The 21,886-nt window shown below is 72.4% G+C and carries 22 protein-coding genes; 14 read left to right on the top strand and 8 right to left on the bottom strand.

Features of this window, described 5'->3' with window-relative positions; genetic code table 11:
* Window positions 1-112 precede the first annotated feature (112 nt).
* Complete coding sequence (locus M5362_RS24215) at window positions 113-1,018, bottom strand: serine protease (RefSeq protein WP_260229839.1); 906 nt, start codon at window positions 1,016-1,018, stop codon at window positions 113-115.
* 98 nt (window positions 1,019-1,116) lie between these two features.
* Window positions 1,117-1,605, bottom strand: a complete 489-nt coding sequence (locus M5362_RS24210) for a GNAT family N-acetyltransferase (RefSeq protein WP_260229838.1) — start codon at window positions 1,603-1,605, stop codon at window positions 1,117-1,119.
* A 50-nt stretch (window positions 1,606-1,655) separates the two neighbouring features.
* Between M5362_RS24210 and M5362_RS24205 the strand changes: the two genes are divergently transcribed.
* Window positions 1,656-2,453: an exodeoxyribonuclease III gene (locus M5362_RS24205; protein ID WP_260229837.1), complete on the top strand. Its 798-nt coding sequence runs from the start codon at window positions 1,656-1,658 to the stop codon at window positions 2,451-2,453.
* A 12-nt stretch (window positions 2,454-2,465) separates the two neighbouring features.
* On the opposite strand, the gene M5362_RS24200 is transcribed toward M5362_RS24205, so the two are convergent.
* Window positions 2,466-3,083 (bottom strand): MerR family transcriptional regulator, encoded by a 618-nt coding sequence (locus M5362_RS24200; protein WP_260230016.1) that lies wholly within the window; start codon window positions 3,081-3,083, stop codon window positions 2,466-2,468.
* 191 nt (window positions 3,084-3,274) lie between these two features.
* On the opposite strand from M5362_RS24200, the gene M5362_RS24195 reads away from it, so the two are divergent.
* The 5 genes from M5362_RS24195 to M5362_RS24175 all read left to right on the top strand — a co-directional run bounded on the left by M5362_RS24195 (window position 3,275) and on the right by M5362_RS24175 (window position 7,560).
* On the top strand, window positions 3,275-4,801 hold the full coding sequence (locus tag M5362_RS24195; protein WP_260229836.1) for an NAD(P)/FAD-dependent oxidoreductase: 1,527 nt from the start codon (window positions 3,275-3,277) through the stop codon (window positions 4,799-4,801).
* An 8-nt stretch (window positions 4,802-4,809) separates the two neighbouring features.
* A complete protein-coding gene (locus tag M5362_RS24190; RefSeq protein WP_260230015.1) occupies window positions 4,810-5,769 on the top strand; it encodes an alpha/beta fold hydrolase in 960 nt (319 codons plus the stop codon).
* Complete coding sequence (locus M5362_RS24185) at window positions 5,766-6,656, top strand: SDR family oxidoreductase (protein WP_260229835.1); 891 nt, start codon at window positions 5,766-5,768, stop codon at window positions 6,654-6,656. The genes M5362_RS24190 and M5362_RS24185 overlap by 4 nt, the downstream gene beginning before the upstream one ends.
* Window positions 6,657-6,765: 109 nt before the next feature.
* Window positions 6,766-6,954 (top strand): hypothetical protein, encoded by a 189-nt coding sequence (locus M5362_RS24180; RefSeq protein ID WP_260229834.1) that lies wholly within the window; start codon window positions 6,766-6,768, stop codon window positions 6,952-6,954.
* A 99-nt stretch (window positions 6,955-7,053) separates the two neighbouring features.
* Complete coding sequence (locus M5362_RS24175; protein WP_260229833.1) at window positions 7,054-7,560, top strand: GNAT family N-acetyltransferase; 507 nt, start codon at window positions 7,054-7,056, stop codon at window positions 7,558-7,560.
* Here M5362_RS24175 and M5362_RS24170 read toward each other — a convergent pair.
* Window positions 7,554-10,838 (bottom strand): S41 family peptidase, encoded by a 3,285-nt coding sequence (locus tag M5362_RS24170; RefSeq protein ID WP_260229832.1) that lies wholly within the window; start codon window positions 10,836-10,838, stop codon window positions 7,554-7,556. The two genes, M5362_RS24175 and M5362_RS24170, sit on opposite strands and share 7 nt — an antisense overlap.
* Before the next feature lie 154 nt (window positions 10,839-10,992).
* Between M5362_RS24170 and M5362_RS24165 the strand changes: the two genes are divergently transcribed.
* The gene (locus M5362_RS24165) at window positions 10,993-11,565 is read left to right on the top strand and encodes a TetR/AcrR family transcriptional regulator (protein ID WP_260229831.1); all 573 of its coding nucleotides are present in this window, start codon (window positions 10,993-10,995) and stop codon (window positions 11,563-11,565) included.
* A 127-nt stretch (window positions 11,566-11,692) separates the two neighbouring features.
* Window positions 11,693-13,855, top strand: coding sequence for an MMPL family transporter (locus tag M5362_RS24160; protein ID WP_260229830.1), 2,163 nt, complete (start codon window positions 11,693-11,695; stop codon window positions 13,853-13,855).
* Between the two features lie 172 nt (window positions 13,856-14,027).
* Here the strand turns inward: M5362_RS24160 and M5362_RS24155 are convergent, their stop codons facing one another.
* On the bottom strand, window positions 14,028-14,927 hold the full coding sequence (locus tag M5362_RS24155; RefSeq protein WP_260229829.1) for an endonuclease/exonuclease/phosphatase family protein: 900 nt from the start codon (window positions 14,925-14,927) through the stop codon (window positions 14,028-14,030).
* Window positions 14,928-14,986: 59 nt separating this feature from the next.
* Window positions 14,987-15,346: an SsgA family sporulation/cell division regulator gene (locus tag M5362_RS24150; RefSeq protein ID WP_260229828.1), complete on the bottom strand. Its 360-nt coding sequence runs from the start codon at window positions 15,344-15,346 to the stop codon at window positions 14,987-14,989.
* A gap of 133 nt (window positions 15,347-15,479) precedes the next feature.
* Here M5362_RS24150 and M5362_RS24145 point away from each other — a divergent pair, with 133 nt between their 5' ends.
* Genes M5362_RS24145 through M5362_RS24120 form a run of 6 tightly spaced genes read left to right on the top strand, consistent with a single transcriptional unit; the run spans window position 15,480 to window position 20,767 of the window.
* The gene (locus M5362_RS24145; RefSeq protein WP_260229827.1) at window positions 15,480-16,547 is read left to right on the top strand and encodes an energy-coupling factor ABC transporter permease; all 1,068 of its coding nucleotides are present in this window, start codon (window positions 15,480-15,482) and stop codon (window positions 16,545-16,547) included.
* Window position 16,548: 1 nt separating this feature from the next.
* Window positions 16,549-17,313, top strand: coding sequence for a cobalt ECF transporter T component CbiQ (gene cbiQ / locus M5362_RS24140; RefSeq protein ID WP_260229826.1), 765 nt, complete (start codon window positions 16,549-16,551; stop codon window positions 17,311-17,313).
* The gene (locus tag M5362_RS24135) at window positions 17,310-18,062 is read left to right on the top strand and encodes an energy-coupling factor ABC transporter ATP-binding protein (RefSeq protein ID WP_260229825.1); all 753 of its coding nucleotides are present in this window, start codon (window positions 17,310-17,312) and stop codon (window positions 18,060-18,062) included. Before cbiQ ends, M5362_RS24135 begins: the two co-directional genes overlap by 4 nt.
* A 45-nt stretch (window positions 18,063-18,107) precedes the next feature.
* Complete coding sequence (locus tag M5362_RS24130) at window positions 18,108-19,322, top strand: serine hydrolase domain-containing protein (protein WP_260229824.1); 1,215 nt, start codon at window positions 18,108-18,110, stop codon at window positions 19,320-19,322.
* A 56-nt stretch (window positions 19,323-19,378) separates the two neighbouring features.
* The gene (locus tag M5362_RS24125) at window positions 19,379-20,149 is read left to right on the top strand and encodes an SDR family NAD(P)-dependent oxidoreductase (RefSeq protein ID WP_260229823.1); all 771 of its coding nucleotides are present in this window, start codon (window positions 19,379-19,381) and stop codon (window positions 20,147-20,149) included.
* Window positions 20,150-20,194: 45 nt separating this feature from the next.
* Window positions 20,195-20,767 (top strand): GNAT family N-acetyltransferase, encoded by a 573-nt coding sequence (locus M5362_RS24120; protein ID WP_260229822.1) that lies wholly within the window; start codon window positions 20,195-20,197, stop codon window positions 20,765-20,767.
* 25 nt (window positions 20,768-20,792) lie between these two features.
* Here M5362_RS24120 and M5362_RS24115 read toward each other — a convergent pair whose 3' ends face one another.
* Window positions 20,793-21,008: a MerR family transcriptional regulator gene (locus M5362_RS24115; RefSeq protein ID WP_260229821.1), complete on the bottom strand. Its 216-nt coding sequence runs from the start codon at window positions 21,006-21,008 to the stop codon at window positions 20,793-20,795.
* On the bottom strand, window positions 21,005-21,730 hold the full coding sequence (locus M5362_RS24110; protein ID WP_260229820.1) for a hypothetical protein: 726 nt from the start codon (window positions 21,728-21,730) through the stop codon (window positions 21,005-21,007). The genes M5362_RS24115 and M5362_RS24110 overlap by 4 nt, the downstream gene beginning before the upstream one ends.
* Window positions 21,731-21,886: the final 156 nt, after the last annotated feature.

Raw genomic sequence — 21,886 nt, 5'->3', positions numbered from 1 at the left:
GTACGCGGGTCGGTGCCGGGCGCGACGCCCTTCTTCCTGCCGTCGCTCGCCGTACGCGGTCATGACGCACGCAGGCCCCGCCCGATCGCGACCGGGCGGGGCCACCCGCGTGTCAGGACGCCTGAGCCCGGTCGTACAGGGCCTTCGCGTCGTTGCCGAAGTACGGGCCGAACATGCGGTTGGGCAGGAACGTGTAGCCGAAGCTGTTCACCGAGACCTGGAGGCCGGTGCCCGTCGCCTCGCTGAAGCCGGAGAACCACGGGCCGCCGCTGGAGCCGCCCGTCATGTTGCAGCCGAGGCTGTGGTCCTGGGAGAGCAGGAAGTCCTTCGACGAGTTGCCCGCGCAGTGGATGAGCTTCGAGCCGTCGTAGGGCGACGCGGCCGGGAATCCGAAGGCGTACATCGGCTTGTTGTAGCCGCCGTTGAACTGGATGCCCTGGGCGCCGGTGACCGAGGTGAGGGTGCGGCCGTTCAGGGGGGCCACGACCGCCGCGCCCACGTCGTAGTTGATGTCCTCGCTCGCCTCCCACTGCGGGGTGGTGAGCGTCTTCGTCGCCGTCCACTGGCCGTAGGGCGCGTTGCCGTTGTCGTATGCCGGGACGAAGACCCAGTTCGTGTGCCACGCGCCCTGGTACTTCACGCAGTGGCCGGCCGTGATCACCGTGCTCTGGTTCTGGCTGGTGACCGCGTTGCCGGAGCAGGAGGCCGTACGGCCCTGGAAGGTGAAGAAGACCCGGCCGGACGTCTTCACGACCGCGCCGCCGCCGGTCCAGGGGCCGCCCGGCTGCGGGAAGGCCGTGGGGGCGATCGTGGTGGGGGTGGACGAGTCGGCGACCCGCTTGAGGGCCGTGAGGGCACCGGGGGTGACCTCGAGGTCCAGCGGGACCGCCGAGCGCATCCGCTCCGCGGTCCAGAAGGCGGGCTGCTCCGCTGCTTGCGCGGTGGTCGCGGTCAGGGCTCCGGTCAGCAGGGCTCCGACCGACAACAGGACCGCTGCGACTGTGCGATGGCGTCTCACGCATGTCTCCTTCTGCCGAGGCAGGTGGGGGATGAGAACGGTGCGGATCGACGTGCGTGGGCAGCGTGCCAGACGGTGCGAAGAATGTCAGGGGCGCGTCAGATGTTTTCGGTCAGCGGCTTCGCGTAGCAGCGGCTGTTGTCGTAGTCCCGGTAGTAGCCGAACTTGGCGCAGGGCTCGTAGCCGCTGGACGCGTACAGCGCCATCGCCTCCGGCTGCGCGGTGCCGGTCTCCAGCACCATCCGCGTCCGCCCGGCCGCCCGGGCGTCCTCCTCCAGGGCCGCGAGGATGCGACGGGCCAGGCCCAGCCCGCGCGCCTCGGCGACCACGAACATGCGCTTGAGCTCGGCGTCGCCGTCCGAGTACCCCTCGTCGTTCTTGTCCTGGGTGCGCCAGCCACCGGTCGCGACGGGGCGGCCCTCGGCGTCGTACGCGAGGAGGTAGAGACCGCGGGGCGGTACGAACATCCCGGGGTCGAGCGGTGTGTCGTCACCCTCACCGCCGTAGCGGGCCGCGTACTCCAGCTGGACGGCGTCGTTGAGCTTGACCGCGTCGGGGTGGTCGTAGGGGGTCGGATGTATACGCATGCGAAGCATTGTATGCGTATACGGCACGCGGGTGTCGGTATCCTCCCCGGATGCTCACTGTGACGTCCGTCAATGTCAATGGTCTCCGTGCCGCAGCCAAGAAGGGCTTCGTGGAGTGGCTCGCCGGCAGCTCCGCCGATGCCGTCTGTCTGCAGGAGGTGCGCGCCGAGGAGGCTCAGCTCCCGGCCGAGGTCCGGGCGCCCGACGGATGGTTCACCGCGCACGCGCCCGCCGCCGCCAAGGGGCGTGCCGGTGTCTCCCTCTACACCCGGCGCGAGCCGGACGCCGTGCGTGTCGGCTTCGGGTCGAGCGAGTTCGACGGCAGCGGCCGGTACATCGAGGCCGACCTGCCCGGCGTCACCGTCGCCAGCCTCTACCTCCCCTCCGGTGAGGTCGGCACCGAGCGGCAGGACGAGAAGATCCGCTTCATGGACGAGTTCCTGCCGTATCTGAAGGGGCTCAAGGAGCGCGCCGCCGCCGACGGCCGCGAGGTCGTGGTCTGCGGCGACTGGAACATCGCCCACCGCGAGGCCGACCTGAAGAACTGGAAGGCCAACCAGAAGAACGCCGGCTTCCTCCCCGAGGAGCGGACGTGGCTGAGCCGCGTCTTCGACGAGGCGGAGTACGTGGACGTCGTCCGCGCCCTCCACCCCGAGCAGGACGGGCCGTACTCCTGGTGGTCCTACCGCGGACGCGCCTTCGACAACGACTCCGGCTGGCGGATCGACTACCAGGTGGCCAGTCCGGGCCTGGCCGCCAAGGCCGTGAAGGCGTACGTCGAGCGGGCCGCCACGCACGCGGAGCGGTGGAGCGACCACGCGCCTGTCACGGCGGTCTACGAGCTCTAGCGGGGGCCGGGATCAGGGCTCGCGCAGCCGGCGGTCCATGGCCATCGAGAGCTCCGCCTCGACCACGCTCTTGGCGAGCGGGCGCAGCCGCTGGATGTCCTTCTCCTCCGCGTGCTCGCGCAGGAGTTCGGTGAAGAGGCCGGCCAGCGCCTCCGCGTGTTCGCGGACCGCCCGTCCCGCCTCCAGGACGGCGGCGAGCGGGATGCCCTCCTTGACCAGGGCGGCGGAGACGTCGAGCAGCCGGCGGCTGATGTGGACGATGGCGTCGCCGTCGGTGGCGAGATAGCCGAGGTCGAGGGCGGTCAGCAGGTTCTCGGGGGTGACCTCGCCCGCGAAGTAGTCGGCCAGCTCCTGGGGGGTGAGCCGGACCGGCTCCTCCTCGGTCGGTTCGCCGAGGCCGAGGACCTCGCTGACGTCCTTGCCGCTCTCGAAGGCGGTGTTGAGGTCGGCGATGCCGTTGAGGGTGTGGCCGCGTTCGAGCAGGGCGGCGATCGTACGGAGTTTGGCCAGGTGGTGGTCGTCGTACCAGGCGATCCGGCCCTCGCGGCGGGGTGGGGAGATCAGCCCGCGCTCGCGGTAGAAGCGCAGGGTGCGCACGGTGATGCCGGCCGCCTCCGCGAGCTCGTCCATGCGGTACTCGCGTACGCCCTTCACGTCTTCCGATCGGTCTGCCACGCCCGCCAGCCTATGTTGTACCGCCGGTAACTTTCCCTCGTCCGACCCCTACCGCTCGGTATGCCGCTGCTCTACAGTCCCGACTGTGCCAGTGATTGCTGGCGGAATCTTGGTCGTAGGCACGGGCCGGGCGCACAGGAGGCGGCATGGCGAAGCACGAGCACGTACGCGTGGTGGTGATCGGATCGGGGTTCGGTGGACTCGGAGCGGCCGTCCGGCTGCGCCGCGAGGGGATCACCGACTTCGTCGTCCTGGAGCGCGCCGACTCCGTGGGCGGCACCTGGCGCGACAACAGCTATCCGGGCTGCGCCTGCGACGTCCCGTCCCACCTCTACTCCTTCTCCTTCGCGCCCAACCCCGACTGGCCCCGCACCTTCTCCGGACAGCGCCACATCCGCGCCTACCTGGAGCACGTCACCGACACCTTCCGGCTCCGCCCGCACCTGCGGCTGAACCACGAGGTGACATTGATGCGGTGGGACGCCGAGGAGCTGCGCTGGGAGATCGAGACCAGCCAGGGCACCTTCACCGCCGATGTGATCGTCTCGGCGACCGGGCCGCTCTCCGACCCGAAGATCCCCGACATCCCGGGCCTGGCCGACTTCCCCGGCAAGGTCTTCCACTCCGCGCAGTGGGACCACGACTACGACCTGGCCGGCAAGCGCGTCGCCATGGTCGGCACCGGCGCCTCCGCCATCCAGATCGTGCCCGCGATCCAGCCCCAGGTCGGGAAACTGACGCTCTTCCAGCGGACCCCGCCGTGGGTGATGCCCCGCATGGACCGCGCCATCACCGGCGCCGAGCGCTGGCTCCATCGCACGCTGCCCTGCACCGGGACCGCGCGCCGCGGGCTGCTCTGGGGCATCCGCGAACTCCAGGTCAGCGCCTTCACCAAGCGCCCGGGCGAGCTCGGCCTCGTCGAGTCGCTCGCCAAGGCCAACATGGCCAAGTCGATCAAGGACCCGGAGCTGCGGGCCAAGCTGACCCCCTCGTACCGCATCGGCTGCAAGCGGATCCTGCTCTCCAACGCGTACTACCCGGCGCTCGCCCAGCCCAATGTGGACGTCGTCGCCTCCGGCCTGCGCGAGGTGCGCGGCTCGACGGTGGTGGCCGCGGACGGGACGGAGACCGAGGTCGACGCGATCGTCTTCGGTACGGGATTCCACGTCACCGACATGCCGATCGCCGACCGGGTGGTCGGCGCGGACGGCGTCCGGCTCTCCGAGGCGTGGAAGGGCGGGGTGCAGTCGCTGCGCGGCGCCACCGTCGACGGCTTCCCCAACTGGATGACGATCATCGGACCCAACACGGGGCTCGGGAACTCCTCCATGATCCTGATGATCGAGTCCCAGCTGAACTACATGGCCGACTACCTCCGCCAGCTCGACGTCCTCGGAGGGCGCGCCGCCCTCGCCGCCCGGCCGTCCGCCGTCGGCGCCTGGAACCGCAAGGTGCAGGACCGGATGGAGCGGACCGTCTGGAAGGCGGGCGGGTGCGACAGCTGGTACCTGGACGCCAACGGCCGCAACACGACGCTGTGGCCGGGCACGACGAGTGAGTTCCGGCGCGAGACGCGGCGGGTGGACCTCGCGGAGTACGAGGTGCTGAGGCCCGCGGAGAAGACGCCCCCGGCGGCCCCCCGCGCCTCCCGCAAGAAGGAGACCGTGAAGTGAGCAGCCGCCTGCCCGGCCCCCGTACGGCTTCCGGTACGGCCCCGGCCCCGCTCCCGCACCCGCGCGAGGTGATCGCCGTCTCGGCCGACGGCGCCCGCGTCCATGCCGAGGTGTACGGCCCCGAGGGCGCCCCGGCCGTCGTCCTGGCCCACGGCTGGACCTGCTCGATCGCCTTCTGGGCCGAGCAGATCCGCGACCTCGCCCGCGACCACCGGGTCATCGCCTACGACCAGCGCGGTCACGGCCGCACCCCCGTCCCGGCCGGCCCGTCCGGATACTCGACGCGGGCGCTCGCCGACGACCTGGAGGCGGTGCTCGCCGCGACCCTCGGCCCCGGCGAGCGGGCCGTCCTGGCCGGGCACTCCATGGGCGGCATGACGCTGATGGCGGCCGCCGCCCGCCCCGCGTTCCGGGAGCACGCGGCCGCGGCGCTGCTCTGCTCCACCGGACCGTCCCGGCTCACGGCCGAGTCCCTCGTCGTACCGCTCCGGGCGGGCGGCCTGCGGACCCGGCTGACCCAGGGGATCCTGGGAGCGAGGGCGCCGCTCGGCCCGGTCACTCCGGTGTCCCGGAGGATCCTCAAGTACGCGACGATGGGCCCGGGTTCGCCGGCCGAGCGGGTCGACGCCTGCGCCCGGATCGTGCACGCCTGTCCGCGCCGCGCGCGGGTGGCCTGGTCGCACGTCCTCGCCGGGCTCGATCTCGACGCGGACGTCCGCCGGTTGGAGCTGCCCGTGGCCGTGCTCGTCGGCACGGCCGACCGGCTCACGCCGCCGGTGCACTCCCGCGCCCTGGTCGCCGCGCTGCCGCGGTGCGTGGGGACCGAGGAGCTGGCGGGGGTGGGCCATATGACGCCGGTGGAGGCGCCGGAGGCCGTGACGGCCCGGATCAGGGAACTCGTCACCACGTACCTGGACGTACAGCCGCAGCAGGGGCGGCAGCAGGAACAGAAGGAGGGCGCAGCATGAGCAGGGTCAGCCTGGAGGGTCAGGTCGCGGTCGTCACCGGAGCGGCGCGCGGTGTCGGCGAACTCCTCGCCCGCAAGCTCTCCGCGCGCGGGGCGAAGCTCGCGCTGGTCGGTCTGGAGCCGGAGGAGCTGAAGCAGGTCGCCGGCCGGCTGCACACCGAGGCGGACTGGTGGCACGCGGACGTCACCGACCACGAGGCGATGGCGCGGGTGGCCGAGGAGGTCAAGGAGCGCTTCGGCAAGGTCGACATCGTCGTCGCCAACGCCGGTGTCGCCGCGGGCGGTCCGTTCGTGGACTCCGACCCGGCCGCCTGGCGGCGGGTCATCGAGGTCAATCTGATCGGCGGCGCCGTGACGGCGCGCGCCTTCCTGCCCGTCCTGATGGAGTCGCGCGGCTACTTCCTTCAGATCGCCTCGCTCGCGGCCATGACCCCGGCGCCGATGATGACGGCGTACTGCGCGTCGAAGTCCGGCGTCGAGGCCTTCGCGCACAGCCTGCGCGCCGAGGTCGGCTACAAGGGGGTCAAGGTCGGCGTCGGCTATCTCTCCTGGACGGACACGGACATGGTCCGGGGCGCGGACCAGGACGACGTGATGAAGGAGCTGCGGCAGCGGCTGCCCTGGCCGTCGAACCGCACGTATCCGCTGGGCCCGGCCGTGGACCGGATCGTGGCGGGTGTCGAGCGGCGCTCGGCGCATGTCTACGCCCAGTGGTGGCTGCGCGGGATGCAGGCGTCGCGCGGCTATCTGCCGGGGATCATCGCCACGGTCGGACAGCGCGAGATGAGGCGTTTCGAGCCCCGGCTCGCCGGTGTCTCCAAGGGCCTCGTGGGGGCGGGAGGGGCCGCCGACGAGCAGGCCAGGACGGGGAACCCGGCCGGGCGGTGACAGGGAGTATCTGATCGAAATGCGCGGAATGTTCCGTCGTGCCACGCTGGTCGAGGCCCAAGGGGCGACACGCCCCGTTCCCCTCACACCCGTCTAGGAGTGAATCTTCATGGGCATGCGAGACCAGTTCGAGGACAAGACGAAGCAGGCCGCCGAGCAGGCGAAGCAGAAGATGGGCAGGGCGAAGGACGAAGCGTCCGAGCGCGCCTCCCGTGGCCAGGGCCGGCCCTCCGACGAGGAGCAGCGCCGGTCCCAGCAGGAGGCCCAGGACCGCTTCGACCAGGACTACGACGCCTGACGTCTGTCCTCGCGAAAGGCGCACCCGGGACGCCGGGTGCGCCTTTTCGCGTCCGCATAATCCCGGCGGCCGGACGCACGCGCCCCGTACGGTGACCCCATGCCCGAACTGCAGCTGCTCCGAGCCGACCACGCGCCCGCGCTCCTCGCGTTCGAGCGGGAGAACCGCGCGTACTTCGCCACGCATGTGCCCGACCGGTCGGACGCGTACTTCGAGGAGTTCGCGGCGCGGCATCGGGCCCTCCTGGACGAGCAGCGGACCGGCGGGATCCTCTTCCACGTGCTCGTCGGGGACGGTGGCGAGATCCTCGGACGGTTCAACCTCGTCGACGTGGACGGCAGCGGCGCCGAACTCGGCTACCGGGTGGCCGAGCACGCCACCGGGCGCGGGCTCGCGACCCGTGGCGTACGGGAGGTGTGCCGGCTGGCCGCCGAGGAGTACGGGCTGCGGCGGCTGATCGCCAGGGCCGCGCTCGACAACGCGCCGTCCCGCGCGGTGCTCGCCCGGGTCGGGTTCGGGGCCGTGGGCGGCGTGACGCTCGACGACGGCCTGCGGGGCATCGCCTACGAGCTGGACCTGGGCGCGCTGGTCCCGTCCCCCTACTGAGCCCCCCTCGGCGGGAGCTTCGGCCGCGAGCGGTCCGGGACGTCGGCGTAGCCGGGCGGGGCCGCCGCCGGGGTCTCGGCCAGCAGGGCGAGCGCCACCTCGACCGCGTCGTCCAGCTGGGCGTGCCGGCCCTCGGCCCAGTCCAGCGGGGTGCGCAGGATCGCCAGGTCCGGGTCCACGCCCTGGTTCTCGACGGACCAGCCGAACTCGGGGAACCAGGCCGCGTTCATCGGCACCGTGATCTGCGTGCCGTCGCCCAGCCGGTGCCGGCCCGTCATGCCGACCACCCCGCCCCACGTCCGCTGGCCGACCACCGGCCCGAGCCCGAGCAGCTTGAACGCGGCCGTGATCATGTCTCCGTCCGAGGACGTGGCCTCGTCCGCGAGGGCGACGACCGGACCGCGCGGGGCGTTCGAGGCGTACGACACCGGCTGGGCGTTGCGGGTCAGGTCCCAGCCGAGGATCTTGCGGGTGAGCTTCTCCACGACCAGCTCGCTGATGTGGCCGCCCGCGTTGCCGCGCACGTCCACGATGAGCGCCGGCCGGGAGACCTCCATCCGCAGGTCGCGGTTGAACTGCGCCCAGCCCGAGCCGCCCATGTCGGGGATGTGCAGATAGCCGCACCTGCCGCCGCTGACCTCCCGTACCACCGCGCGCCGCTTGGCCACCCAGTCCTGGTAGCGCAGCGGCCGCTCGTCGATCAGCGGCACGACCGCGACCCGGCGCGAGCGCCCCTGGCCCGCCGCCGGCTGGAAGGTCAGCTCGACCGTCGTACCGCCCGAGGAGGACAGCAGCGGATACGGGCCGGTGACCGGGTCCACCGGGCGCCCGTCCACATGGGTGAGGACCGCGCCCTCCCGGATGCCGGTGCCCGCGAGCGGCGAACGGGCCTTGGAGTCCGAGGAGTCGCCGGGCAGGATCCGCTTGACCATCCAACCCTCGTCCCGGGGGACGAGGTTGGCGCCCAGCAGCCCCATCGGCCGCTGGTAGTGCGGCGGTCCCTCGTTGCGCCGCGCGGGCGTCACGTAGGCGTGCGAGGTGCCCAGCTCGCCCATGACCTCGCGCAGCAGATCGGCGAAGTCGTCGGGGGAGGCGACCCGTTCGACCAGGGGGCGGTACTGGTCGAGGACGGCGGGCCAGTCCACGCCGCACATGTTCGGGTCCCAGAAGTAGGCGCGGACGATCCGGCCCGCCTCCTCGTAGGCGCCCCGCCACTCCGCCTCCGGGTCGACCTCGTGCAGGATCCGCCGCAGGTCGATGTAGACGGTCGAGTCGCCGTCCCCGGCCTCGGTCGCGGGCACCGCCCGCAGCTCGCCCTCGTCGACCACGACGAGCCGTGAACCGTCGCCGCTGAGCGCGAACCAGTCGAGGTGCTGGACCAGTTCGGTCTTGCGCGCCTTGGTGATGTTGAAGTACTCCAGCGTCGGCCGGCCCGTGGTGTCGGCCGGATTGGCGAAGGTCTCGCCGAGCGCGCCGGAGATCGGCCAGCGCAGCCAGACGAGCCCGCCGCCGCTGACGGGGTACAGCGCCGAGTACTTGGACGCGGAGACCGGGAACGGGGTGACCCGGTCCGCGAGCCCCTCGACCTCCACGATCGTGGTCCCCTCCCCGGCCTCGCCCTCGGCCTCCGCCGGGTCGAGCCCGCCCGCCGCAGGCCGCCCGTCCGGCAGCAGCGCGAAGGGGGAGGGGGTCGCCGAGGACAGCGGTACGAGATAGGGCCGGCAGCCCAGCGGGAAGGAGAGGTCGCCGGTGTGCACGTCGTACACCGGGTCGAAGCCGCGCCAGGAGAGGAAGGCGAGATAGCGGCCGTCGCGGGTGAAGACCGGGTTCTCGTCCTCGAAGCGGCCGTTGGTGACGTCGACGACCGTCCGTGCGCCGGGGCCGGAGATCCGGGCCATCTTGATCTGCCGCAGCGAGCGGCCGATCCCCGGGTGCGACCAGGTCAGCCAGGCCCCGTCGGGGGAGAAGGCGAGATCGCGCACCGGGCCGTTGATCGAGCGGATCAGCTCGGTCGACTCGCTGTTGGAGTCCTCGGACGCGTCGATGAGGAGCAGCCGGCCGTCGTTGGAGGCGATCGCGAGGCGCTCGCCGTCCGGGTCGGAGATCATCTCCTCGACCCGGCCGAGCTCGCCCACGGCCAGGCGGCGCGGCTCCCGTTCCCCGCTGGCCCGGGGCAGGTAGGCGATCTCGATGGCGTCCTCGCCCTCGGCGTCGGTGACGTACGCGACCTGGTCGCCGCTGCCCAGCATCTCCGGCAGCCGGACCCGTACCCCCGGGGTGTCGGTGATCGTGCGGGCCGGGCCGTCGCGGTGGGTGAGCCAGTACAGGCTGCCGCGTACCGAGACGGCGCTCGCCCGCCCCGTCTCGTCGACCGAGAGGGCGTCCACGTGGTTGGCGGCCGGGACCTGGTAGTGCCGCCGTCCGGCGCGCGGGCCCCCGAGCCGTACCTCCAGCTTGCGCGGGGAGGCGTCGGGGACGGTCAGGTCGTCGACGATCCACAGGTCGCCCGCGCACTGGTAGACCACCCGCCGCCCGTCGCTGGAGGCGTGCCGGGCGTAGAAGGCGTCGTGGTCGGTGTGGCGGCGCAGGTCGGTGCCGTCGGGCAGGCAGGAGTAGAGGTTGCCGACGCCCTCGTGGTCGGAGAGGAAGGCGATCCGGCCCGCCACGAACATCGGTGCGTCGAGGTGGCCGCCGATGTCCGGCAGCAGCTGCTCCCCGTGGAGCCAGAGCCGTCCGGTGGCCCCGCCGCGGTATCGCTTCCAGGCGGCCGGCTCGTGCGGGGGCTTTCCGGTGAGGAGGAGCGTGCGGCGCTCGGTGCCCGAGGCGAGGTCGACGTCCGCGACGGCGATGTCCGAGACCGGGCCCCAGGGCATCCGGCCGCCGGGGGAGCCGTCGGTGGGGACGGTGTAGGCCCAGGAGTAGTACGAGAAGGGCTGACCGTGCGAGGAGACGGCGAGGATGTCGCCGTCCGGGGACCAGGAGCAGACCCGGGTGTCGGTCGAGCCCCAGTAGGTCAGCCGCCGCGAGGGGCCGCCCTCGACCGGCGCGAGATGGATCTCGGGGTCGAGGCTGCGCCAGGTCGTGTACGCGATCCGGCTGCCGTCGGGCGAGAAACGGGGGTGGCCGACCCGGGTGCGGTCGACGGTGACCCGCCAGGCCCGGCCGGGGCTCTGACCGTCCGGCACGAGGGGTGCGACCCAGAGGTCGTCCTCGGCCGCGAAGCACAGCAGGTCGTCGTGGAGGTGCGGGTAGCGGAGATACGCGGCGTCGTCACTCACCTCCTCATGCTTTCCACCCTGATGGGGTGCGGCAACTCGTACGGGTGTGTGGGCCCGGTGTGGCCCACGACACGTACGAAACGGTTTCGTTTCGCTAAGGGGTCGGGTACCTTCGTGGTGTACGAAACCGTTTCGTTCGGATGGGAGACCGGTCATGGCCCGCAGCAGGCTCACCCCAGAGCGTGAGTCCGAGCTGTACGGAGCCGTGCTCGACCTCCTGCGCGAGGTCGGCTACGACGCCCTCACCATGGACGCCGTCGCCGCCCGCACCCACTCCAGCAAGGCCACCCTCTACCGCCAGTGGGGGAGCAAGCCCGAACTGGTCGCCAGGGCACTGCGCCACAACAAGCCGCCCGGTCTCGACGAGATCGACACCGGCACGCTGCGGGGCGACTTCCGGGCGATCCTGGAGCGTACCGACGACTGCCAGATGGAGAAGGACTCCGCGCTGATGCGGGGTCTGGCCCATGCCGTCCACAACAACCCCGATCTGCTCCAGGCGCTGCGCGAGCTGTTCATCGATCCCGAGATGAGGGGCTTCGACGTGGTGCTGCGACGTGCGGTGGACCGGGGAGAGGTCAGCGCCGGCAACCCGGCTCTGAAACTCGTACCGCACATGCTGATCGGAGCGTTCATCGCCCGGCCGCTGATCGAGGATCAGCCGGTCGACAACGCCTTCCTCAGCGCGTACGTCGACGCCGTCGTGCTCCCCTCACTCGGCGTCTGACCCGCACCGGCTCCCCGGCCGGTACCACCGACACGTCCTCACCCGCACCCCCTGACGCTGCGCACCGCTCACGCCGTCGGGCCGGCTCCCCATGCCCTGTCCCACCACGAATTGGGAGTACGCCCCCGTGGCCACGTTCCTCTACAAGCTGGGTCGCTCCGCCTTCCGGCGCCGACGGCTCGTCGCCCTGCTCTGGGTGGCGCTCCTCGCGCTCGCCGGAGTCGGCGCCGCCACCGCGCCCGCCGCGACCTCCAGCTCCTTCTCGATTCCCGGCACCGAGGCCCAGAAGGCCTTCGACCTCCTTGAGCAGCGCTTCCCCGGCGGCAACGCCGACGGGGCCACCGCCCGCGTCGTCTTCAAGGCCCCCGAGGGCCGGAAGATGACCGACCCGGCCAACAAGGCCAAGGTCCAGGACGTCGTCGCCGAGCTGAGGTCCGGCTCCGACGAGGTCGCCGCGGTCACCGACCCGTACACCGCCAAGGCGGTCTCCCAGGACGGCTCGACCGCCTACGTCTCCGTCAGCTACAAGGTCTCCGGCATGGAGCTGAGCGACGCGACGCGCGAGGCCCTGCAGAAGACCGGGCACGACGCGCAGGGGCAGGGGCTGACCGTCGAGATCGGCGGTGACGCGCTCCAGACCATGCCGGAGACCGGCGCGGGCGAGATCGTCGGCGTGGTCATCGCCGGCATCGTGCTCGTCATCACCTTCGGTTCGCTGGTCGCCGCCGGACTTCCGCTGCTGACCGCGATCATCGGCGTCGGCATCGGCGTCTCCTCGATCACGGCGCTCGCCAACGTCCTGGACCTCGGCTCCACCACCTCCACCCTCGCGATGATGATCGGCCTCGCGGTCGGCATCGACTACGCCCTCTTCATCGTCTCCCGCTACCGCGCGGAGCTCACCGAGGGCCGCGAGCGCGAGGAGGCCGCGGGCCGCGCGGTCGGCACGGCCGGCTCGGCCGTCGTCTTCGCCGGCCTGACCGTGGTCATCGCCCTCGTCGGCCTCGCCGTCGTCAACATCCCGATGCTGACGAAGATGGGCTTCGCCGCGGCCGGCACGGTCGTGATCGCCGTCCTGATCGCGCTCACCCTGATCCCGGCGCTGCTCGGCTTCGCCGGCTCCAGGGTCGTGGGCCGCAAGGAGCGCAAGGGGCTGAAGAAGCCCGACGACAAGCCCAACATGGGCACCCGCTGGGCGCGGTTCGTCATCCGCCGCCCGGTCATGGTCCTGCTCGTCGGCGTCCTCGGCCTCGGTGCGATGGCCGTGCCCGCCGCCTCGCTGGAGATGGGTCTGCCGGACGACGGCGCCAAGCCCGCCTCCGCCACCGAGCGCCGGGCGTACGACCTGCTGTCGGACGGGTTCGGCCCCGGGTTCAACGGCCCGCTGATGGTCGTCGTCGACGGCGACAAGGCCGTGGCCGACGCCACCGTCTCCACGATCAAGGGCCTGGACGGCGTCGTGGCGGTCACCCCGCCGACGCCGAACAAGGCCGGCGACGCCGCGATGATCACGGTGATCCCGAAGGACCGCCCCTCCTCGGTGGAGACCGAGAACCTGGTCCACGACATCCGGGACTCGACCGGCGACGACGTCCTCGTCACCGGCGCCACCGCGATGAACATCGACTTCTCGCAGAAGATGAACGACGCGCTCGTGCCCTACCTGGCGCTGGTCGTCGGCCTCGCGTTCCTGCTCCTGATGGTGGTCTTCCGCTCCATCCTGGTTCCGCTGAAGGCGGCCCTGGGCTTCCTGCTCTCGGTGGTCGCAGCCCTCGGCGCGGTCGTCGCGGTCTTCCAGTGGGGCTGGCTCGGCTCCCTCTTCGGGGTCGAGCAGACCGGCCCGATCATGTCGATGATGCCGATCTTCATGGTCGGTGTGGTCTTCGGTCTCGCCATGGACTACGAGGTCTTCCTCGTCACCCGGATGCGCGAGGCGTACGTCCACGGTGAGCGGCCCGGCGAGACGATCGTGACCGGCTTCCGGCACAGCGCCCGGGTGGTCACGGCCGCCGCCGTGATCATGATCGCGGTCTTCTCCGGCTTCATCGGCATGACCGACCAGATGATCAAGATGATCGGCTTCGGTCTCGCCGTCGCGGTCCTCTTCGACGCGTTCGTCGTCCGGATGGCGATCGTCCCGGCGGTGCTGGCGCTGCTCGGCCACAAGGCCTGGTGGCTGCCCAGGTGGCTGGACCGGGCGCTGCCGAACGTGGACGTGGAGGGCGAGGGCCTGGTCACGAAGGACGCCGACGGGCCGCACGACCCGGAACGCGAACTGGTGAAGGTCTGAGCCCCTCGAACCCCGGGGCGGCTCCTTGAGCGGAGGAGTACGCCCCGGACCGCGCCGGGACCTGTGGGGACGGGGAGCCGACGCGGCGCCGCGCCGTCATCGTGTCGAGACCGACACGGTGACGGCGCGGGTGTTTTCACGGGTGCTTCCGTGCCGTCAACGGCCGGGCGGCTCAGGCCGCCGGGGGAGTGATCGCCAGGCTCTCGATGACCACGTGGTGGTCCGAGCGCGGGGTGTCGGCCACCAGGCACCACCGCCGGGTCTCGCTGCTGAAGAGGTAGTCCAGCTTCCAGCCGCCGTCGTGGGTGTCCCGGCCCGTGCGGGCCGCCCCCTGCTGGTCGCACTCCTGGTAGCCGGGGGTCCCCACACCCTGGGAGTACAGCCCGGCCGGCCAGATCCAGGCGTCGGGGTTGCCGGGCCGGTCCGGCGGGTTCGCGTTGAAGTCGCCGCCGAAGGCCACCTTCGGGAAGCCGGAGACGACCTGCTTGATCTCCGCGAACTGGTCGTCGCGGTAGTCCCAGTCCGGGTGCTCCGGGTTGGCGTCCTTCGTCGACGCGTGCACATTGCAGAGCCGGACGTCGAAGTACGTCGCGGTCGCGCACTGGAACGGCCGGTTCAGCCCGGTCCAGGGCTGCGTCGTCGGGTACTGCCGCGCGTCCGCGAGACCGGCCCTGACGACGATCGCGGTGCCGGCGAGGTCGTTCGGGTCGGAACCGGCGCCGGTCGCGCAGGGGCTCGGGGTCCGTACGCCCTGCTGCGACCAGTGGTACGGCACGAAGCTCTTGCTCCAGCCCGCGCCGAGCTTGGTCATCAGTCCGTCGAGGCCGCTCGCGCAGACCTCCTGGAGCAGCACGGCCTGCACGTAGTGGCTCTGCACGTACTGCTTCACCACGTCGGCCTTCTCGGCCGCGGTGCCGGTGTCCGTACAGCCCCACCGCTCGACGCCGCACATGTTCCAGCTCATGACCTGAAGGTTGGTCCCCGGCGGCGGTGTCGCCGCCGCGGGGGCGGCCTGCGCCGTCGCCCCGGACACCGACGCCCCGGTCAGGGCCAGAAGGGCAGCTCCGAGCATGCCCCGCAGTCTCTTCCTCAAGTGGATCCCCCATGATCGTCAGAGTGACGACCGGCACTCTACGGGGCGATCGAGGCGGTGACCGCGTAGGTGTGCTTCAGGAAGCGGAGGAGGGCGGTGGTGTCGAACTGGACGACCGCGACCCCGTCGTCCGTGTGGAACTCGACCACCGTCTGCACCCGGCCGCAGGGCCAGACGCCGACGTCGCCGCGGCGGGCCGGCGCCCGCATCCCCGTCTCGAGGAGGGCGCGCGTGAAGGACCATTCGATGTTGCCGGGGAAGACGAAGCGCACGGTGGCGGGATCGGACGCCGGGTCGTAGCGCAGGGCGACCGGGACGGGGCGGGAGAGCGGGGCGTCGCTGATGATCCTGCCTTTGGCGTGATCCTCGACTTCATGGCCTTCCGCGGTGGGGGACATAGAGCCACTCCTCACACTCGTCCTACTTATCCCCTAATGTCCCATATTTTCAGGCGTGCGCGCGGGGGAAGCCGCCTTTCTGTGACCTGTGCGCTCTTGCAACCGCTTTGCAGAAGCGCTCATCATTCGGGACGTGCATGTACCTGACGGATTCATCAACGCCCCCGTATCGGTCGCCGCCGGTGTCGTCGCCGCCGGCGCCGTCGCGGTCAGCCTGCGCGGAGCGCGCAGGGAGCTCGGGGGCACCTCCCGTGCCGAAGGCCACGCGGGAGAACGGGCGGCCCCGCTGGCCGGGCTCGTCGCCGCGTTCATCTTCGCCGTGCAGATGCTGAACTTCCCGGTCGCGGCCGGGACCAGCGGACATCTGCTCGGCGGTGCGCTCGCCGCGATCCTCGTCGGGCCGTACACCGGTGTCCTCTGCATCGCGGTCGTCCTGCTGATGCAGGGCATCCTCTTCGCGGACGGCGGCCTCACCGCGCTCGGCGTGAACATCACCGTCATGGGCGTGGTCACGGTCGTCGTCGCGTACGCGCTCTTCCGCGGCCTCGTCCTCGTCCTGCCGCGCACCCGCCGCTCGGTGACCGTCGCCTCCTTCGTGGCCGCGCTCGTCTCCGTACCCGCCTCGGCCGCCGCGTTCACGCTCGTCTACGCGATCGGCGGCACCACCGACGTACCGCTGGGCAAGGTGTTCGCCGCGATGGTCGGCGTACACACCCTCATCGGCATCGGCGAGGCCGCGATCACCATGCTCACCGTCGGCGCGGTCGTCGCCGTCCGCCCCGACCTCGTGTACGGCGCCCGCGGGCTCACCACCCCGCTCAAGCTGCGGGTCAACGGCGAGCTGGTCGACGCCGCGCCGGCCCGCGACTTCGCGCCCGTCGCCGCCCGCTCCCCGAAGAAGTTCTGGCTCGGCGGCCTGGCCGCCGCCCTGGTCCTCGCCGGCTTCGTCTCCTTCTACGCCTCCGCCAGCCCGGACGGCCTGGAGAAGGTCGCCGCCGACAAGGGCTTCGACAAGAACGTCGAGGAGCACGACGCCGCCGGCTCCCCGCTCGCCGACTACGGCGTCAAGGGCGTCGAGGCCGCCCGGCTCTCGGGAGGCCTGGCCGGTGTGATCGGCGTCGGCGCGACGCTCGCCGTCGGCACGGGCGCCTTCTGGCTGGTCCGCCGTCGCCGTACGGAAGCGTCCGGGGCGCAGGTCTGACATGGGCGCGGGGCACACGCACAAGCTCTACCGGCAGGGGAACTCGCCGGTGCACGCGCTGCCCCCGCACACCAAACTCGCCGCCGTCCTCGCCTTCGTCGTGGTCGTGGTCTCCACGCCCCGCGAGGCGGTCTGGGCCTTCGGCCTCTACGCCGTCCTGCTCGGCGCCGTGGCGGCCTCGGCCCGGGTCCCGGCCGGGTTCCTGCTGCGCCGGCTGCTGATCGAGATCCCGTTCGTGGCCTTCGCCTTCCTGATGCCCTTCGTGGTCCCGGGCGAGCAGACGGAGCTCCTCGGGCTCTCCGTCTCGGTCCCCGGCCTCTGGGGCGCCTGGAACGTCCTCGCCAAGGGCACCCTCGGCGTCGCCGCCTCCGTGCTCCTCGCCTCCACCACCGAACTGCGCGAGCTGCTCCTCGGCCTCCAGCGGCTGAAGCTCCCGCCGCTCCTCGTCCAGATCGCCTCCTTCATGATCCGGTACGGCGACGTGATCTCGGACGAGATGCGCCGGATGTCCATCGCCCGCCGCTCGCGCGGCTTCGAGGCGAAGGGCGTCCGCCAGTGGGGCGTCCTCGCCAAGTCCGCGGGCGCGCTCTTCATCCGCTCGTACGAGCGCGGTGAGCGCGTCCATCTCGCGATGATCAGCCGGGGGTACCAGGGCTCCATGCCGGTCATCGACGAGGTGACGGCGACCCGCGCCCAGTGGGCGCGCGCCGCCGCCCTGCCCGCCGCCGCACTGCTGATCTGCCTCCTGGGACGGACGCTCCGATGACCACTTCCCCTTCCCCCTCGCTCGAAGTCCACGGCCTCGCCTACGCCTACCCCGACGGCCACCAGGCCCTCTTCGGCGTCGACCTGACCGTCGGAAGGGGCGAGCGCGTCGCGCTCCTCGGCCCCAACGGCGCGGGCAAGACCACCCTCGTCCTCCACCTCAACGGCATCCTCACCGGCGGCGCGGGCTCGGTCCGCGTCGCCGGCCTGCCGGTCGAGAAGCGGAACCTCGCGGAGATCCGGCGCAAGGTCGGGATCGTCTTCCAGGACCCGGACGACCAGCTGTTCATGCCGACCGTCCGCGAGGACGTCGCCTTCGGCCCGGCCGCGGCCGGGCTGCGCGGCCCGGAGCTGGAGGCCGTCGTCCACCGCGCCCTGGAGCGCGTCGGCATGGCGGAGTACGCGGACCGGCCCCCGCACCACCTGTCGTTCGGGCAGCGGCGGCGCGTGGCGGTCGCCACCGTCCTCGCGATGGAGCCGGAGATCCTCGTCCTGGACGAGCCCTCCTCCAACCTCGACCCGGCCTCGCGCCGTGAGCTCGCGGACGTCCTGCGCTCCCTGGACGTCACCGTCCTGATGGTCACCCACGACCTTCCGTACGCCCTGGAGCTCTGCCCGCGCTCGGTGATCCTCAGCGAGGGCGTGATCGCCGGGGACGGGCCCACGGCGGAGGTCCTCGCCGACGGGGAGCTGATGGCCCGCAACCGGCTGGAGCTGCCGTACGGCTTCGTGCCGGGCTCCGTCGCCTGACCGTTGCGGACCCCGGAATCGGGGGTCCGGATCCGGCGTTGCACCATGGGGGCGCGACGGATCGGCAGCGAGCGAGAAGGAGTGTGGGACGTGGACGTCCGGGGCACGGTGACGGCTGGGTTCGAGCCGGTCAGGGACGCGTTCCTGCGCAACTTCGAGCACCGCGGCGAGCGGGGCGCGGCGGTCGCCGTCTACCGCGACGGCGTCAAGGTCGTCGACCTGTGGGCGGGCACCCGCGACGTGGACGGTCAGGTCCCCTGGGCCATCGACACCGCGCAGGTGGTCCGCTCGGCCACCAAGGGCGTCGCCGCCGCCGTACCGCTGCTGCTCCACCAGCGCGGCCAGCTCGACCTGGACGCCCCGGTCGGCACGTACTGGCCGGAGTTCAAGGCGGCCGGCAAGGAGCGGGTGAGCGTACGGCAGCTCCTCGCGCACCGGGCGGGAGTGCCGGTCCTGGACCGGCCGCTGACCCTCGCCGAAGCCCTCGACCCGGTGACCGCCCAGCGCGCGGTCGCCGCCCAGGCGCCCGTCTGGGAGCCGGGCACCGCCCACGGCTACCACGCGCACACCTTCAGCTGGCTGCTCAGCGGCCTCGTCCACCGGGTCACCGGCCGCACCATCGGCCGCTGGGTCGCCGAGGAGATCGCCCGCCCGCTCGGCCTCGACCTCTGGATAGGCCTGCCGGCCGACGAGGCCCACCGGGTGGGCCGCCTCGGCCCCGTCGAGGAGCTCGAACCGCCGGGCGGCGGCGCCCTGAAGCTCCGCCCCAAGCGCTCGGTCACCGAGGCCTACCGCGACCCGGACTCCCTCACCCGGCGCGCCTTCGGGGCGATCGACCCCAAGCCCGACGAGAACGAACCGGCCTACCGGGCGGCCGAACTGCCCGGCTCGGCCGGCGTCTCCACCGCCCGCGCCCTCGCCCGCTTCTACGCCTCGACCCTCGGCCCGGTCGACGGCGGCCCCCGCCTCTTCGCCCCGGCGACCCTCACGCTCGCCCGCACCGAGGAGTCCGCGGGCCCCGACCGCGTCCTGATGGTCGGCACCCGCTTCGGCCTGGGCCACATGCTCCACGGCCCGGCCTCCCCCCTCCTCGGCCCCACCTCCTTCGGCCACCCGGGCCGCGGCGGCTCCCTGGCCTTCGCGGACCCGGAGTCGTCGATCGCCTTCGGCTACGTCACGAACGGCATGCGCAAGACGGTGACGGCGGACCCCCGAGCCCAGTCCCTGGTCCGCGCGGTCAGGGCGAGCCTCGGCGACTGAGCCGGGTGTCGTCGTGTGGCTGGTGTGCGCGGGGCGGGGGGTGTTGTGATCGGGGCATGGACAGATTCGAGGGGTACGCGGCTCTGGTGACCGGTGGGGCACGGGGGATCGGGGCCGCCACCGTGCGCAGGCTCGTCGATGAGGGCGCGCGTGTGCTGGTCGCCGACCTGGACGAGGAGGTCGCGCGGGAGACGGCCGGCGCGCTGCCGGGGGCCCGGGCCGTACGGTGCGACGTGGGCGATCCGGAGTCCGTGGCGGCGGCCGTCGCGTACGCGGCGGAGGCCTTCGGCGGGCTCGACGTGCTCGTCAACAACGCCTTCGCCCCGGACCTGCCGGACGTCCGGCCCTTCGAGGACGAGCCCGAGGACAGGTGGCGGCAGCAGCTCGACGTCACCCTGATGGGCGCGGTCCGCTGCGCCCGGGCCGCGCTGCCGCTGCTCGCGGCGGGCGGGCGCGGGGCGATCGTCAACATCGGCTCGGTCAACGCCGAGGCGGACTTCGGCAACCACGCCTACAGCGCGGCCAAGGCGGGCCTCGCCTCCTTCACCCGGACCCTGGCCGGCGACGCCGCCCCGCACGGGGTCCGGGTCAACCAGGTCACCCCCGGCACGATCGCCACGCGCGGGTGGGAGTCCCGGGAGGAGAAGCTGGCCGCGCTCGCCGAGCGCGTCTACCCGCTGGGCCGGGTCGGCACCCCGGAGGACGTGGCCGCCGCGGTCGCCTTCCTCGCCTCCGGGGACGCCGCCTGGATCACCGGCACGACCCTCCGGGTGGACGGCGGCCTGCTGGCGGTGAACTCCCACTTCGCCGAGGTGCTGGGGGAGTGAGACGAGGCGGCGCGCGCACCGTGTGCGGCGTGCCATCGTGGAGGCATGGCCATCGAGGTGCGTCCCGCTTCCGTCTTCGAGGACGTCCGGACCCTGGTCGGACCGAAGTCGCCCGGGGCGAACGTCTGCTGGTGTCTGAGCTACCGGATCCCGTCGAAGCTCAACAACGAGCTCCGCGGGCCCGCGCGGGGCGAATACGTCGCCGAGCTCTGCCGTGGCCCTCTTCCCCCGGGGGTCGTCGCCTACGACGGTGACGAGCCCGTCGGCTGGGCCGCCGTGGCGCCCCGGGCGGACACCTCCTTCGCGCGGAGCCGCAAGATCCCGCACGTCGACGACCTGCCGGTCTGGTCGCTGTGGTGCGTCCGGGTGCGCCCCGGCCACCGCAAGCAGGGGATCTCGCACGCCCTGATCGCCGGCGCGGTCGAGTTCGCCCGCTCCCAGGGCGCACCGGCGATCGAGGCGTACCCCCTCGACAACGGGGACGCCAGGGTGGATCTGACCATGGCGTACGCCGGGCTGAGGAAGAACTTCGAGCGGGCCGGGTTCGTCCACGCCGCCGACACCACCTCGGTCCTCGCCGGACACCCGCGGGTCCTGATGCGGCTCGACCTGCGCTGATCAGCCCAGGCTCGGCCTGCGCCGATCAGCCCAGGGCCTGGCCGCGGCCGTTCCCCGCCGCGAGCGCGCGCAACTCCTCCAGGTCGTACTCGGCGCGCTGCGGGGTGCCGTGGCGGGTCAGCTTTCCGCGGCTGGCCCACTTCCTGATGGTCGCCGGCGGGACGCCCATGGCGAGGGCGGCCAGCTCGGTGGGGACGGTACGCGGTCTCGCCCGTCTGCCCGTCGGGCCGGCCGCGCTCACGCCCGGGCTCCGGGCGCGGCGAGGGCGAGCGGCGCGTCGGCCATGAAGCGCAGCCACTCCTGGGGCGGCAGCACGTGGCCGGACCGGCAGACGATCTGGCGGGGCACCCGGTCGGAGTCGGCGGCGGTGACGACTTCGAGGGTGTGGGAGCAGTCGCCCTGCGGGCAGTCGCCGACGGGCGTGCGCTGGACGGCCCCGGGCCCCAGCACGCTGTCGCAGTACTCGAGCAGCTGGCTGATCTCGTCGTCGAAGTCGACGGCGGCGGGGTGCGCCGAGAGCCACTCGATGTGACGGCAGAGGAAGTCCGCGAGGGCGGTCACCTCGCACCGGTGGGGCTTCGCCGAGCGGGCCTCGTCGACGACCAGCCACGCCCAGGAGGCCAGGGTCTCCGTCATCCGGGTGCGCAGCGCCATCGTGCTCTCGTCGAGCACGATGCCCCGCGCCGGCTTGGTGCCGCTGACCCGCACGCGGGGGCGGGGCGCCGTGGGGGTGAGCGCGTGGTCGCTCTCGCGGTAGGCGTCCACCAGCCTGCGCAGGTCGGCCCGGAGGACGTCCACACAGCTGGGGCAGAGCCGCGCCACGGGCGCCGGGCCGGTCCGTCCGGCGGCGGAGGGGCGACGGCAGCGCGAGGAGCCGCAGGCCGGCGCCGCCGAGGTGCGTTCCGAGCGGCTCCGCGGGCCCGTCGTGGGTCTCCTGCGCGGTCCGGACACGTGTATCGACATGAATCCCCCTCATGTACGGATGGTGGTGACCTTCCGGAGCCGGCGCGTCGGCTGTTCGGCGGCCGGCCGGTGCTGCTCGCCATTCTTCGCAGGGCGGGTTTCAGCCTTCAACGGACGCCGGGGCAGGGGTGTGTCAGGAGTCTGTCAGGTCGCGCG

Source organism: Streptomyces sp. Je 1-79, assembly GCF_025195125.1.
In the GTDB taxonomy this organism is placed as follows: domain Bacteria; phylum Actinomycetota; class Actinomycetes; order Streptomycetales; family Streptomycetaceae; genus Streptomyces.
This window is presented reverse-complemented; position numbering and strand designations above follow the sequence as displayed.

Bases quoted from the DNA above. Each gene is read 5' to 3' on its own strand.
- M5362_RS24210 (WP_260229838.1), bottom strand. From the start codon at position 1,605: ATGCGTATACATCCGACCCCCTACGACCACCCCGACGCGGTCAAGCTC.
- M5362_RS24205 (WP_260229837.1), top strand. From the start codon at position 1,656: ATGCTCACTGTGACGTCCGTCAATGTCAATGGTCTCCGTGCCGCAGCC.
- M5362_RS24200 (WP_260230016.1), bottom strand. From the start codon at position 3,083: ATGGACGAGCTCGCGGAGGCGGCCGGCATCACCGTGCGCACCCTGCGC.
- M5362_RS24195 (WP_260229836.1), top strand. From the start codon at position 3,275: ATGGCGAAGCACGAGCACGTACGCGTGGTGGTGATCGGATCGGGGTTC.
- M5362_RS24185 (WP_260229835.1), top strand. From the start codon at position 5,766: ATGAGCAGGGTCAGCCTGGAGGGTCAGGTCGCGGTCGTCACCGGAGCG.
- M5362_RS24180 (WP_260229834.1), top strand. From the start codon at position 6,766: ATGGGCATGCGAGACCAGTTCGAGGACAAGACGAAGCAGGCCGCCGAG.
- M5362_RS24175 (WP_260229833.1), top strand. From the start codon at position 7,054: ATGCCCGAACTGCAGCTGCTCCGAGCCGACCACGCGCCCGCGCTCCTC.
- M5362_RS24165 (WP_260229831.1), top strand. From the start codon at position 10,993: ATGGCCCGCAGCAGGCTCACCCCAGAGCGTGAGTCCGAGCTGTACGGA.
- M5362_RS24155 (WP_260229829.1), bottom strand. From the start codon at position 14,927: ATGCTCGGAGCTGCCCTTCTGGCCCTGACCGGGGCGTCGGTGTCCGGG.
- M5362_RS24150 (WP_260229828.1), bottom strand. From the start codon at position 15,346: ATGTCCCCCACCGCGGAAGGCCATGAAGTCGAGGATCACGCCAAAGGC.
- cbiQ (WP_260229826.1), top strand. From the start codon at position 16,549: ATGGGCGCGGGGCACACGCACAAGCTCTACCGGCAGGGGAACTCGCCG.
- M5362_RS24135 (WP_260229825.1), top strand. From the start codon at position 17,310: ATGACCACTTCCCCTTCCCCCTCGCTCGAAGTCCACGGCCTCGCCTAC.
- M5362_RS24130 (WP_260229824.1), top strand. From the start codon at position 18,108: ATGGGGGCGCGACGGATCGGCAGCGAGCGAGAAGGAGTGTGGGACGTG.
- M5362_RS24125 (WP_260229823.1), top strand. From the start codon at position 19,379: ATGGACAGATTCGAGGGGTACGCGGCTCTGGTGACCGGTGGGGCACGG.
- M5362_RS24120 (WP_260229822.1), top strand. From the start codon at position 20,195: ATGGCCATCGAGGTGCGTCCCGCTTCCGTCTTCGAGGACGTCCGGACC.
- M5362_RS24110 (WP_260229820.1), bottom strand. From the start codon at position 21,730: ATGTCGATACACGTGTCCGGACCGCGCAGGAGACCCACGACGGGCCCG.